The 12,968-nt window shown below is 69.0% G+C and carries 10 protein-coding genes; 6 read left to right on the forward strand and 4 right to left on the reverse strand.

Going from position 1 to position 12,968, the window contains the following annotated elements:
* Positions 1–16: 16 nt before the first annotated feature.
* Both AX685_RS18765 and AX685_RS18770 read left to right on the forward strand, forming a co-directional pair.
* Positions 17–865 carry a LysR family transcriptional regulator gene (locus AX685_RS18765; RefSeq protein WP_066491415.1) on the forward strand — a complete coding sequence of 283 codons (849 nt, stop codon included), beginning with the start codon at positions 17–19 and terminating at the stop codon, positions 863–865.
* 224 nt (positions 866–1,089) lie between these two features.
* Positions 1,090–2,487, forward strand: a complete 1,398-nt coding sequence (locus AX685_RS18770; RefSeq protein WP_066491417.1) for an amino acid permease — start codon at positions 1,090–1,092, stop codon at positions 2,485–2,487.
* A 135-nt stretch (positions 2,488–2,622) separates the two neighbouring features.
* On the opposite strand, the gene AX685_RS18775 is transcribed toward AX685_RS18770, so the two are convergent.
* The 4 genes from AX685_RS18775 to AX685_RS18790 all read right to left on the reverse strand — a co-directional run bounded on the left by AX685_RS18775 (position 2,623) and on the right by AX685_RS18790 (position 8,091).
* A complete protein-coding gene (locus AX685_RS18775; RefSeq protein ID WP_066491419.1) occupies positions 2,623–3,240 on the reverse strand; it encodes a hypothetical protein in 618 nt (205 codons plus the stop codon).
* A gap of 96 nt (positions 3,241–3,336) precedes the next feature.
* Complete coding sequence (locus AX685_RS18780; protein WP_066491422.1) at positions 3,337–3,642, reverse strand: zinc ribbon domain-containing protein YjdM; 306 nt, start codon at positions 3,640–3,642, stop codon at positions 3,337–3,339.
* A 73-nt stretch (positions 3,643–3,715) separates the two neighbouring features.
* A complete protein-coding gene (gene acnA, locus AX685_RS18785; protein WP_066491424.1) occupies positions 3,716–6,403 on the reverse strand; it encodes an aconitate hydratase AcnA in 2,688 nt (895 codons plus the stop codon).
* A 164-nt stretch (positions 6,404–6,567) separates the two neighbouring features.
* A complete protein-coding gene (locus AX685_RS18790) occupies positions 6,568–8,091 on the reverse strand; it encodes a fumarate hydratase (protein ID WP_066491433.1) in 1,524 nt (507 codons plus the stop codon).
* A gap of 112 nt (positions 8,092–8,203) precedes the next feature.
* Between AX685_RS18790 and AX685_RS18795 the strand changes: the two genes are divergently transcribed.
* The 4 genes from AX685_RS18795 to AX685_RS18810 all read left to right on the forward strand — a co-directional run bounded on the left by AX685_RS18795 (position 8,204) and on the right by AX685_RS18810 (position 12,930).
* Positions 8,204–10,915, forward strand: coding sequence for an EAL domain-containing protein (locus AX685_RS18795; RefSeq protein WP_066491434.1), 2,712 nt, complete (start codon positions 8,204–8,206; stop codon positions 10,913–10,915).
* 75 nt (positions 10,916–10,990) lie between these two features.
* Complete coding sequence (locus AX685_RS18800; RefSeq protein ID WP_066491435.1) at positions 10,991–11,692, forward strand: prolyl hydroxylase family protein; 702 nt, start codon at positions 10,991–10,993, stop codon at positions 11,690–11,692.
* A gap of 76 nt (positions 11,693–11,768) precedes the next feature.
* The gene (locus AX685_RS18805; protein WP_066491436.1) at positions 11,769–12,539 is read left to right on the forward strand and encodes a class II aldolase/adducin family protein; all 771 of its coding nucleotides are present in this window, start codon (positions 11,769–11,771) and stop codon (positions 12,537–12,539) included.
* Between the two features lie 55 nt (positions 12,540–12,594).
* Positions 12,595–12,930 carry a hypothetical protein gene (locus tag AX685_RS18810; RefSeq protein ID WP_156445933.1) on the forward strand — a complete coding sequence of 112 codons (336 nt, stop codon included), beginning with the start codon at positions 12,595–12,597 and terminating at the stop codon, positions 12,928–12,930.
* Positions 12,931–12,968 lie beyond the last annotated feature (38 nt).

The following is a 12,968-nucleotide window of genomic DNA, read 5'->3' on the forward strand; positions in this document are numbered from 1 at the left end:
ACGATAGACGGCGTCTATGCTTGACCGTGCGCTGCTGCGTTATTTCCTCGCCGTCGTCGATCACGGCAGCTTCACCCGCGCCGCCGCCGCGTGCCGGGTGACGCAGCCGACGCTGTCGGCGGGGATCGCGAGGCTGGAAGCGTTGCTGGGCGAGCCGGTGCTGACGCGCACCAGCCGCCGGGTCGAACTGACCGCCGCGGGCAGCCGGCTGGTCGGCGCGGCGCGGCGGATCGAGGCGGAGTTCGCGCGCGCGGAGGGCGGCGGGGTGGCGAGCGCGCCCACCCGTCTGATCCGCATCGGCATCGTTTCCACGCTGCCGGCCGCGCTGGTCGGCGCAGCGGTGGCGCACGCGGTCGCGGCGGCGCCGGACGAGCGGCTGGAGGTGGTGGAGGGACGCGACCGCGAACTGGCCGCCGCGCTGGAGCGCGGGCGCATCGACGCGGTGATCGGTCCCGATGCGGGCGGCACGCCCTTGTTCGAGGAAGGCTATCGCGTGGCGATGGCCGCCGCGCATCCGCTGGCGGCCGAGGCGGCGGTCGCGGCCGAACGGATCGCGGGCGAACCGATGATCGTGCGCCGGCATTGCGAGGCGCTGAGCGAGGTCAGCCGCCATTTCACCAGCCGGGGCGTGCGCCCGTTCATGGCCGCGCGCACCACCAACGACGACCGCGCCCTGGCGCTGGTCGCGGCCGGGCTGGCGGTGACGGTGATGCCGGAATGCTTCGCGTGCGACGGCGTGGCGCTGGTGCCGCTGGAGGGCTTCGCGCGGCGGCGCGTGATCGGGCTGGCGACCGCCGCGGATTCGGCGCGGCGGGTGGCCGAAAGCCGGGCGGTCGCGACGCTGGCGGCGGCGCTGCGGGGATAGGATAGGACAGACCGTGGCAGGCCCCGGCCTTCGCTGGGGCGACGCTCCCCTCCGTCATCCCAGCGAAGGCTGAGGTCTTCCCGTGGGGCCACCGACGGACCGACCATCGACAGACCCCTGCCTGCGCAGGGGTGACGGTATCGGCTTAGGCCACCCGCTCACGCTGGATGGTGACGCCGCGCGGTTCCCCGCCTACACGTAACACAAGAAACCAAGGGGATGAGATGAGCCTGTTGCGCAGGAAGCCGATCGCGGTCGATCACAAGGGCGGGACCGAACTGGCGCGGACGCTGTCGTGGCCGCATCTGGTCGCGCTGGGGATCGGGGCGATCGTCGGCACCGGCATCCTGACGCTGATCGGGGTCGGCGCCGACCGCGCCGGGCCGGCCGTGATCCTGTCGTTCGTGATCGCGGGCGCGATCTGCGCGTGTGCGGCGCTCGCCTATGCCGAAATGGCGACGATGATCCCGGCATCGGGCAGCGCCTATACCTACAGCTATGTCGCGCTGGGGGAGGTGATCGCCTGGGTGATCGGCTGGTCGCTGATCCTCGAATATTCGCTGGTGGTGTCGACCGTGGCGGTCGGCTGGTCGGGCTATGCCTCCGCGCTGCTGACCCCATGGGGCTTTCCGGTCGCGCTGACGCAGGGGCCGGAACTGGGCGGGCTGGTCAACGTGCCGGCGGTGTTCATCATCGCGGTGGTCGCCGGGCTGCTGATGCTGGGGACGAAGGAAAGCGCGACGCTGAACGCGGTGCTGGTGGCGGTGAAGCTGGTCGCGCTGGGGGTGTTCGTCGCGGTCGCGCTGCCGCATTTCGACGCGGCGAACCTGACGCCGTTCATGCCGCACGGCTTCGCCAAATCGGTGTCGCCCGACGGGGCGGAGCGCGGCGTGATGGCGGCGGCGGCGATCATCTTCTTCGCCTTCTACGGCTTCGATGCGATATCGACCGCGGCGGAGGAGACGAAGAACCCCGGCCGCGACCTGGCGATCGGGATCGTCGGGTCGATGATCGGGTGCGTGGTGATCTACATGGGCGTCGCGATCACGGCGGTCGGCGCGCTGCGCTACACCGCCTTTGCCGACAGCCCGGAGCCGCTGGCGCTGATCCTGCGCGGGATCGGGCGGCCGGGCTTCGCGACCTTCCTGGCGGCCAGCGCGGTGATCGCGCTGCCGACGGTGCTGCTGGGCTTCCTGTTCGGGCAGAGCCGCATCTTCTTCGTGATGGCGCGCGACGGGCTGCTGCCCGCCTCGCTGGCGGAGGTGTCGCAGCGCGGCACGCCGGTGCGGATCACGATCCTGACCGCGATGCTGGTGGCGGTCATCGCCGGGGTGATGCCGATCGACGCGATCGCCGCGCTCGCCAACGCCGGCACGCTGGCGGCGTTCGTCGCGGTATGCGTCGCGATGCTGGTGATGCGCCGCCGCGAACCCGACGCGCCGCGCACCTTCCGCACCCCCGCCGCGCCGCTGGTCGGCACGATCGGCATCGCGGGATGCGTCTACCTGTTCTTCAGCCTGCCGACGACGACGCAGCTGTATTTCGTGCTGTGGAACGCCGCCGGGCTGGCGGTGTACTTTCTGTGGGGCCGCAAGCGCGCCGGGGCGGCGCTGGCGGGCTAGGCTGGTTGGCCGCCATGTCGTCACCCCAGCGAAGCCTGGGTCTCGTAATTGGCTGGCGGGCCGCGTTGCCGTCGGGAGATCCCAGCCTTCGCTGGGATGACGGTGGGGGAAGGGATACCGGCGGCCCCTCATTCGTCACGGATGCGGCGCGATCCCGTCCCACAGGTCGCGGTGGTCCGCGTCATGCCCGTCCATCCCCGGCTTGGTCAGGTAGCCGCGCGCCTCGGGGATGTGACTGTAGATCATCCGCAGCGGGCGTTCGTGCCATTGCACGTTGACGGTCCATTGGTCCGGGAAGAATTCCAGCGACGAATAGGGCAGGTGATCGTGGATCCACCACGCCAGCCGTTTCCAGTCGTCGGGCGCGGTGAAGGCGTCGGCGAAGCTGGTGACGACGATCGCGGCGGTCGCGCCCATCTGACCGCCGGCATCGCGCCGGTCCCAGATATGCCCCGCCAGGCTGCGTTCGTTGGGCGCGCAGCCATAGCCCTTGGCCGCACCCAGCGCATTGACCTCCGCCGACCGCAGGCCGGAACGGATCGACAGCCGCCCGAACGCATCCTGCAACGGCTCCAGCACGTCGGTGCACAGCCGAGTCCCCGCCGCGATCGCCAGATCGGGATCGTCGGGCACATTGGCCAGCCCGTGCATCGCGGCGATTTCCGAATAGAGGAAATCGCGCATGTAGAAGCTTTTCGACAATGGCACCCGGCCCAGCTCGGCCAGCCGCGCGACGGTCTGCGGTTTGTTCACACGCACTCTCCCCGGCGCGCGACGTAGCGGCAAGTGGGGGGCGGCGCGAGCCTTTGTGACACTGATGTGTCCGCGAGCGGGACGCCGGGTAAGCGCCTAGCGCTTCTTTACGAACTCCGCGCGCAGCACCAGTCCCTTGATCCCGTCGAAGCGGCAGTCGATTTCCTGCTCGTCGCCGGTCAGACGGATCGACTTGACCACCGTGCCGCGCTTCAGCGTCTGGCTGGTGCCCTTGACCTTCAGGTCCTTGATCAGCGTCACGCTGTCGCCATCGGCCAGCAGGTTGCCAACCGCGTCGCGCACCTCGACGCCGTCACCTGCGGGCACCGCCGCGGGCGCGCTCGCCTCGCCCGCCGGCACCCATTCGCCGGTCGCCTCATCATAGACGTAATCGTCGCTCATCCGCTTGCCCCCCAAAAGAAGAAGGGAGGGCGTTGCGGCCCTCCCTTCCAAAAAACGATGATCTTCCCGCGCGTTATGCGGCGAGCTTGCGCAGCACGTACTGCAGGATGCCGCCGTTCAGGAAATATTCCAGCTCGTTGACGGTATCGATGCGGCAGCGGGTCATGAACGTCTCGGTCGTGCCGTCCGGGCGGGCCAGCGTGACCTCCACGTCCTGGCGCGGGCGCAGCGATGCGACGCCGTGGATCGTGAACGTCTCGTCCCCGGTCAGCTTCAGCGTCTCGCGCGTCACGCCTTCGGCGAACTGGAGCGGCAGGACGCCCATGCCGACCAGGTTCGAGCGGTGGATGCGCTCGAAGCTTTCGGTGATGACCGCACGCACGCCCAGCAGGTTGGTGCCCTTCGCTGCCCAGTCGCGCGACGAACCGGTGCCATATTCCTTGCCGGCGACGATGACGAGCGGGGTGCCGTCGGCCTTGTGGCGCATCGCCGCGTCGTAGATCGGCATCACCTGGCCTTCGTAGCGGCTCATCCCGCCCTCGACGCCCGGCACCATCTCGTTCTTGATGCGGATGTTGGCGAAGGTGCCGCGCATCATCACCTCGTGATGGCCGCGGCGCGCGCCATAGCTGTTGAAGTCCTGCTTCGACACCTGATGCTCCTGGAGCCAGGTGCCCGCGGGGCTGTCCGCCTTGATCGAACCGGCGGGCGAGATGTGGTCGGTGGTGATCGAATCACCCAGGATCGCCAGCGGCTTGGCCTCGATGATGTCGGTCACCGGCGCCGGGGTCATGCCCATGCCGTCGAAATAGGGCGGGTTGGCGACATAGGTGGAACCGGCGCGCCACGTGTAGGTGTCCGAACCGGTCACGTCGATCGCCTGCCACTTGGCATCGCCGGCATAGACGTTGCCGTAGCGCGCGCGGAACATGCCGTCGTCGATGTTCGCGGCCATCAGGTCGGCGACTTCCTGGTTGGTCGGCCAGATATCCTTCAGGTACACGTCCGCGCCGTCCGAACCCTGGCCGATCGGCGTCGCGTTCATGTCGGTGGTGACGGTGCCCTTCAGCGCATAGGCGACGACCAAGGGCGGCGAGGCGAGGAAGTTGGCGCGCACGTCGGGCGACACGCGGCCCTCGAAGTTGCGGTTGCCCGACAGGACCGAAGCGGCGACGATATCGTTGCCGTTGATCGCGGCGGAGATCGGCGCGGCCAGCGGGCCGGAATTGCCGATGCAGGTGGTGCAACCATAGCCGACCAGGTTGAACCCGATCGCGTCGAGATCCGCCGACAGCCCGGCCTTGTCGAGGTAGTCGGTGACCACCTGCGACCCCGGCGCCAGCGAGGTCTTAACCCACGGCTTCGGCGTCAGGCCGCGCTCGCGGGCCTTACGCGCGACCAGCCCGGCGGCGACCAGCACCGACGGGTTCGACGTGTTGGTGCAGCTGGTGATCGCGGCGATCACGACGTCGCCGTCGCCGATGTCATGCCTGCGATCGTCCACCGCGACGCGCGCGGGGGCCGACTTGCCATAGGTCCTGGCCAGATCGGCGTTGAAGACGTCGTCGACCTTGTCCAGCGCGACCTTGTCCTGCGGGCGCTTCGGGCCGGCCAGCGAGGGCACGACCGTCGACATGTCCAGTTCCAGCGTGTCGGTGAACACGGGATCGGGGCTGTCGGCATGGCGCCACATGCCCTGCGCCTTGGCATAGGCCTCGGTCAGCGCGACCACCTCGTCCGGGCGACCGGTCAGGCGCATATAGTCCAGCGTCTTGTCGTCGACCGGGAAGAAGCCGCAGGTCGCGCCATATTCGGGCGCCATGTTGGCGATCGTCGCGCGATCGGCCAGCGTCATCTGGTCGAGGCCGGGGCCGTAGAATTCCACGAAGCGGCCGACGACGCCCTTGGCGCGCAGCATCTGCGTCACGGTCAGCACCAGATCGGTCGCGGTGATGCCCTCGCGCAGCGCGCCGGTCAGCTTGAAGCCGACGACCTCGGGGATCAGCATCGACACCGGCTGGCCGAGCATCGCGGCCTCCGCCTCGATCCCGCCGACGCCCCAGCCGAGCACGCCCAGCCCGTTGATCATCGTCGTGTGGCTGTCGGTGCCCACCAGCGTGTCGGGATAGGCGATCGTCGCGCCACCCTTGGCATGGTCGCCGGTTTCCTGCGACGCCCAGACGGCATGGCCGATATATTCCAGGTTCACCTGATGACAGATGCCGGTGCCCGGCGGCACGACCTTGAAATTGTCGAGCGCCTTCGATCCCCACTTCAGGAATTCGTAGCGCTCGGCATTGCGGGCATATTCCAGGTCGACGTTATCCTCGAACGCCTTGGGCGTGCCGAATTCGTCGACCATGACCGAGTGGTCGATGACGAGGTGGACGGGCACCTGCGGATTGATCTTCGCCGCGTCGCCGCCCAGCTTGGTGATAGCATCGCGCATCGCGGCCAGATCGACCACGCACGGCACGCCGGTGAAATCCTGCATCAGTACGCGCGCGGGGCGATACTGGATCTCGCGGTCCGAACGGCGCTCCTGCTGCCAGTCGACGATCGCCTTGATATCGTCCTGCGTGACGGTCACGCCGTCCTCGAAGCGCAGCATGTTCTCCAGCAGCACCTTCATCGAGAAGGGCAGACGGCTGATATCGCCGAACTTCTCCTCGGCGGTCTTGAGCGAGAAATAGTCGTAGGACGCGCCCCCGGCCGACAGGGTGGTACGGGCGTTCAGGGTATCCTGGCCGATGGCCGTCATGGGCGTGATCCTTCCTCAAGGGCCGGGCGCGCTCGGGGAGGCGGCAGGTGCCGCACGGGCGCGCGGAGGCGAATGTCCTATTTGCCGCGGGCGATAGCAGCGAGGGCGGCGGGGGGGAAGGGGGTTGACGCTGCGCCTGCGAACGCCCCTTCCGCACCCCCGCATCACGCGGGAAGCAGCAGGCCTTCCTTCGCGATCTTTTCCCTCCACACCAGCGGGGCGAGCTGGTGGACGTTGTTGCCCTCCGCATCGACCGCGACGGTGACGGGGAAGTCCTTGACCTCGAATTCGTAGATCGCCTCCATCCCCAGGTCCTCGAACCCCACGACCTTGCTGCCCTTGATCGCGCGCGCCACCAGATAGGCCGCGCCGCCGACTGCCATCAGATACGCGCTCCTCGCCTCGCGGATCGCGTCGGTGGCGGCCGGACCGCGCTCGGCCTTGCCGACCATCGCCAGCAGTCCCTGGTCCAGCATCATGCGCGTGAACTTGTCCATGCGCGTCGCGGTGGTGGGGCCGGCGGGGCCGACCACTTCCTCGCCCACCGGATCGACCGGGCCGACGTAATAGATCACGCGGCCGCGGAACTCGACCGGCAGCTGCTCGCCCTTCGCCAGCATGTCGGCGATGCGCTTGTGCGCGGCGTCGCGCCCGGTCAGCATCTTGCCGTTCAGCAGCAGCCGGTCGCCCTGCTTCCACGACTGCACCACCTCCGGCGTCAGCGTGTCGAGGTCGACGCGGATCGCGGCCTTGTCCGGCGTCCAGTTGACGTCGGGCCATTCCTCCAGCTTCGGCGCTTCCAGATAGACCGGGCCGGAGCCGTCGAGCGTGAAATGCGCGTGGCGGGTGGCGGCGCAATTGGGGATCATCGCCACCGGCTTCGACGCGGCGTGGGTCGGCCAGTCCATGATCTTGACGTCCAGGATCGTGGCCAGCCCGCCCAGCCCCTGCGCGCCGATGCCCAGCGCGTTGACCTTGTCGAAGATTTCGATGCGCAGCGTCTCCAGATCGTTCTTCGGCCCGCGCGCCTTCAGCTGCGCCATGTCGATCTGGCCCATCAGGCTTTCCTTGGCCAGCAACACCGCCTTTTCCGCGGTGCCGCCGATGCCGATCCCCAGCATCCCGGGCGGGCACCAACCGGCGCCCATCTGCGGGATCATCTCCAGCACCCAGTCGACGATCGAATCGCTGGGGTTCATCATCTTGAACTTCGACTTGTTCTCGCTGCCGCCGCCCTTGGCCGCGACGTCGACCTGCACCTTGGCGCCCGGCACCATCTCGACGTGCAGCACGCTGGGGGTGTTGTCGCGGGTGTTGCGGCGGGTGAAGGCGGGGTCGGCCAGGATCGAGGCGCGCAGCTTGTTCTCGGGGTGGAGATAGGCGCGGCGCACGCCTTCATCGACGACCTCCTGGAGCGAGCGGTCGCTCTCCAGCCGGCAATCCTGCCCCCATTTGACGAACACGGTGACGATGCCGGTGTCCTGGCAGATCGGGCGATGCCCCTCCGCGCACATCCGGCTGTTGGTCAGGATCTGCGCGATGGCGTCCTTCGCCGCGGGGCCCTGCTCGACCTTATAGGCCTCGCCCAGCGCGCGGATGTAATCCATCGGGTGATAGTAACTGATGAACTGGAGCGCGTCGGCCACACTCTCGATCAGGTCGGCTTCGCGGATGATCGTCGTCGTCATGGCCGCGCGGTGTAGGGCGGGTCGCCGTTTCGGGCAATATCGGACCGTTTGCGGGCATGGCAAACCCGCCGCCTAAGCATTTCCGTAACCATGGGCGGGTTACGCGGGCACGATGATGCGCCGTCTCCGCGAGCCTGCCCGTGACCTCGACGCCCGCGCCGGCCCCGGCGGCGCGCTGGGGCTGACGCCGGCACCCGACGACGGGTGCGAGGACGAGCGCCGCGCCGCCCTGCGTGCCGCGGCGGCGGTGTGGCCCGCGGCGATGGCGGTGCTGCTGGCGGTGCCGGCGGCGCTGATCGCGCTGGCCGCGCATCAGGGGCGCTATGACCTGGCCGTATCGCTGGCGTTGCGCGCCGGCCCGGCGCTGGTGCTGGCACCGGCCTGCCTGATGATCCTGACCGGCTGGGGGCGGATGATGGCGCACCGCCGCACCGCGGCGATGGCGCTGGCGGCAGCATGGATCGCCTTGTCGCTGTCGCTGCTCGGAATGGACGTTGCCGCGTTCGCCGCCGGGATCGGCGAAGCCGCCACCGTCGCGGTGACGGGCACCGCGATCGTCGTCGCGGCCGCGCTCTATCCGGTCCGCGCGGCGAGCATCGCCTTCGCGTCGATGCTGGCGGCGGTGATGATCGCCAACGACGGCATCACCGCGGCGTCGCTGGTGGCGACGGCGGTGGCGGCACTCTACGCCCTGGCTCAGCTGCACGGCGGGGTGACCGACCAGCGCGCGGCGCGCGCGCGGCGGGTGGAGCGCGCCGACGACGGGCGGGCGCGGCGGCTGATGGGCGAATATGAAACGCATGGCGCGGGCTGGTTCTGGCAGACCGACCGCCACGGGCGGATCAGCTATCTGTCCGCAAAGGTCGCTCAGCAGCTGCGCGGCGCGTCGGGGGTGGGGGCGGGCGAAGCTGACGCCGCTGCCGACCTGATCGGCCAGCCGCTGACCGCGATCTTCGCCGTCGAATCGCAGCAGCTGGAAACCGAACGCACCCTGTCGTTCCACATGTCGTCGCGCACGTCCTTTTCCGATTACACCGTCTGCCCCGCTGCGGCGGACGCACCGGAACGCTGGTGGTCGATTTCCGGCCGCGCGATCCATGACGAACTCGGCCGGTTCCAGGGGTTCGCCGGCTGGGGCGCGGACCTGACCGCGCGGCGCCGCGCCGATGCGGAGATCGCGCGTCTGGCGCTGTTCGACAGCCTGACCGGGTTGGCCAACCGCCAGCGGATGCGCCTGTCGCTGGAACAGGCGCTGACCCCGCAAGGCGGCGGGCACGGGTCGACCGGGCTGTTCCTGCTCGACCTCGACCGGTTCAAGGCGGTCAACGATACGCTGGGGCACCAGGTCGGCGACGAATTGCTCAAGGAGGTCGCGCAGCGGCTGCAGCGCACGATCGGCGAGGCGGGGCTGGTCGGGCGGCTGGGCGGCGACGAATTCCAGGTGGTGATCCCGCGCGAGGGCAATCGCGACCGGCTGGCGGCGCTGGCGGACCGCGTGATCGCGGCGCTGTCGCTGCCCTATCATATCGATCACGCGACGCTCTCGATCGGCTGTTCGATCGGCATCGCGGTCGCCCCGCTGCACGGCGATTCGCCTGAGACGCTGGTCCGCAATGCCGATCTGGCGCTGTACGCGGCCAAGGCCGACGGGCGCGGCGTCCACCGTTTCTATCGTGAGGAATTGCTGGAGGGCGCGCAGAACCGCAAGCGGCTGGAGGACGATCTGCGCCAGGCGCTGGGGCGCGACCAGTTCCACCTGACCTATCAGCCGGTCGTGTCGACGAAGGATGCGCTGATCGTCGGCTATGAGGCGCTGCTGCGCTGGGAACATCCGCAGCGCGGCGCGATCAGCCCGACCGATTTCGTGCCGGTGGCCGAGGAATGCGGGCTGATCGAATCGATCGGCGAATGGGTGATGCGCACCGCCTGTATGGAGGCGGCCGGCTGGCCCGACCATGTGCGCGTCGCGGTCAACGTCTCGCCGATCCAGTTCGCCAACCCCGCACTGCCCGCGATCGTCACCAGCGCGCTGGCGGCATCGGGGCTCGCCCCGCACCGGCTGGAGCTGGAGATCACCGAGGGCGTGTTCCTGAACGAGGATGCCTCGTCCGAACAGATGTTCCGCACGCTCAAGTCGATCGGGGTGCGGCTGGCGCTCGACGATTTCGGCACCGGCTATTCCAGCCTCGGCTATCTGAAGAAGGCGCCGTTCGACAAGATCAAGATCGACCAGAGCTTCGTGCGCGGCGCGATCCAGCCGGGCAACCGCAACGCCGCGATCATCAAGGCGATCGTCAGCCTGGCCGATACGCTGGGCATGGAAACCACCGCCGAGGGGGTCGAGCAGCAGGACGAGATCGCGCTGATCCGCGACCTGGGCTGCAGCCATATCCAGGGTTATGTCTATGGCCGCCCGGCGCGGCTGGCGACGGTGCGCGACCAGCTGGCGGCGGCGGGCGGCTATGCCGTGGCGATCGGGCACAAGACCAGCCGCGCGATCCGGCAGAAGATGCTGCGCACCGCGCGGCTGATGCTGGGCGAGGAAAGCGGCGAGGTGCGCATCCGCGATCTGTCCGCCACCGGCGTGATGATCGACGGCATCGACCTGCCGGAGGAGGCGGTCGGCTATCCGGTGCGGATCGAGCTGGAGGAGGGGCGCTGGGTCGCGGCGGTGATCCGCTGGGTCGATGACGGGCGCGCGGGTCTGCGGTTCGACCGCGCGCTGGCCGGGCGCGACATGGACGACGCAGGTGAGGGCGGCGCGTGGACGGCGGGCACGCCGCCGTCCTCTCCGGCGGCGCGCCGGGCCGGCGGACGGCGTTAACGCGCGCTTTACCATGCGATCCTAGACCGGGCCGGTTCCGCCCGCACGCCCGCGGGCGGTGGGAGAGCGCCGCGCATGTCCGTCCACCAACCGATCGTGCTGAGCGAGGAGATGCTGCTGGCGACGCGCTTTGCCGGGGCGACGCGCCATCCCAGCCCGCTGGTCGAATTATGGTCGATGCCCGGCTTCCTCGATCCGGGCGAATGCGACATCCTGATGCGCTATATCGACGCCAACCGGCGGCCGTCGCAGATCGCTTATGGTGCGGCGGATGCACGCACCAGCGAGACGTGCGCCTTCGATCCCGCGGCGCCGGTGGTGCAATTGCTGGACCTGCGCCTGTCGCTGCTGCTGGGCATCGCGCCCACGCTGGGCGAGCCGATCCAGGGCCAGCGTTATGGGCAGGGGCAGGAATATCGCCTGCACCACGATTATTTCGAGCCGCACCATCCCGATGCCGGCACCCATGCGTCGCGCTGCGGCAACCGTACCTGGACCGCGATGATCTACCTCAACGAACCCGAGGAAGGCGGTGAGACGCATTTCGCCTATCTGGAGGAAGCGTTCATACCCCGGCAGGGGACGATCCTGTGCTGGAACAACATCGGCGCCGACGGCCGGGCGAACCGCCACACGCTGCACGCCGGGCGTCCGGTGACGCGCGGCAGCAAGTATATCGTCACCAAATGGTATCGCGAGCGCGACTGGGCCGGGACGTCGCCTGCCGCCGGTGCGCCCCGCCCGGCGCGCCGTCATTCCGGAAAGCGGCGCCGCTGATCTCCCGCCGGGGGTGGCCAGCGGCCGCGCGATCCGATATTCCGTTGCCAAACGAAACGCGACGAGGAGAGTGGTGATGGCGACGCTGGCTCAGGTGGATACGTCCCGATACGCACCCGGCGAGTGGGAGGCGCGCGTCGATCTGGCCGCCGCCTACCGGCTGGTGGCGCTGTACGGCTGGGACGATCTGATCTTCACGCACCTGTCGGCGCGCGTACCGGGGCCGGAACACCATTTCCTCATCAACCCCTATGACATGATGTTCGAGGAGATCACCGCCTCCTCGCTGGTCAAGATCGACGTGGAGGGCAATCCGGTCGGCGCGACGACGCACCCAGTCAACCCGGCGGGCTTCACGATCCATTCCGCGATCCACATGGCGCGTGAGGATGCGCATGCAGTCATGCACCTGCACACGCCGCACGGTCAGGCGGTCAGCGCGATGGAATTCGGGCTGTTGCCGCATACCCAGACCGCGATGATCGCGGGACACGACGTCGCCTATCACGATTACGAAGGCATCGCGACCGACCTGGAGGAGCGCGAGCGGCTGGTGCAGGACATCGGCGACAAGAGCGTCATGATCCTGCGCAACCACGGCACGCTCGCGGTGGGCGACAGCGTCGCGTCGTGTTTCCTGCGGCTCTATTTCCTGGAGCGCGCTTGCGAGGCGCAGGTGCTGATGCTGTCCGCCGGGCGCGAGCACCTGAACAACCCGCCGCAGGGCGTCGAGGACAAGGTGGCCGGCCAGTCGAATCCGAAGGGGATGGGGATGCTGGCGCAGAAGCTGGCGTGGCCCGCGCTGCTGCGCAAGCTCGACCGGATCGACCCCGGCTATCGCGACTGACGGGCACGGGGCGGGGCATTGCCAGCGTCGCACAGGCGCGGCAAAGGCACGGGGCATGACGTCCCGGTCGTTCGATCGCGCGCCGGGGCGCCCGTTCCTGTGTGATCGCCCCGTCGGAGAAAGCCCTATGCGCCCGATCGTCCCCGTTGCCGCCACCGTGCTTGCCGTCACCCTGCTCGCCGCGTGCGGATCGAGCGAGAAGTCGACCACGGTCGGCGGCACGACCTTTGCCTCCGACGACAGCAAGGGCACGTCGACGATCACGAGCGAAAAGGGCATGATCCGCGCCACCGATGGCACCGCCGCGGCGAAGGTGACGATGCCGGCCTATGCGCCGCTCTATCCCGGCGCGGCCGTCACCGGAGTGATCGAGACCGAAAACATGGGGTAATCGCGGGAGCGGTACTCCGGGCTGTCACGAGATGAATG

This window comes from Sphingomonas sp. CCH9-F2, from assembly GCF_001556735.1.
Classification (GTDB): domain Bacteria; phylum Pseudomonadota; class Alphaproteobacteria; order Sphingomonadales; family Sphingomonadaceae; genus Sphingomonas; species Sphingomonas ginsenosidimutans.

Excerpts from the sequence above, each read along its gene's own strand:
- AX685_RS18810 (WP_156445933.1), top strand. The coding sequence starts at position 12,595 with ATGACGTCCCGGTCGTTCGATCGCGCGCCGGGGCGCCCGTTCCTGTGT.
- AX685_RS18805 (WP_066491436.1), top strand. The coding sequence starts at position 11,769 with ATGGCGACGCTGGCTCAGGTGGATACGTCCCGATACGCACCCGGCGAG.
- AX685_RS18800 (WP_066491435.1), top strand. The coding sequence starts at position 10,991 with ATGTCCGTCCACCAACCGATCGTGCTGAGCGAGGAGATGCTGCTGGCG.
- AX685_RS18795 (WP_066491434.1), top strand. The coding sequence starts at position 8,204 with ATGATGCGCCGTCTCCGCGAGCCTGCCCGTGACCTCGACGCCCGCGCC.
- AX685_RS18765 (WP_066491415.1), top strand. The coding sequence starts at position 17 with ATGCTTGACCGTGCGCTGCTGCGTTATTTCCTCGCCGTCGTCGATCAC.
- acnA (WP_066491424.1), bottom strand. The coding sequence starts at position 6,403 with ATGACGGCCATCGGCCAGGATACCCTGAACGCCCGTACCACCCTGTCG.
- AX685_RS18770 (WP_066491417.1), top strand. The coding sequence starts at position 1,090 with ATGAGCCTGTTGCGCAGGAAGCCGATCGCGGTCGATCACAAGGGCGGG.
- AX685_RS18780 (WP_066491422.1), bottom strand. The coding sequence starts at position 3,642 with ATGAGCGACGATTACGTCTATGATGAGGCGACCGGCGAATGGGTGCCG.
- AX685_RS18790 (WP_066491433.1), bottom strand. The coding sequence starts at position 8,091 with ATGACGACGACGATCATCCGCGAAGCCGACCTGATCGAGAGTGTGGCC.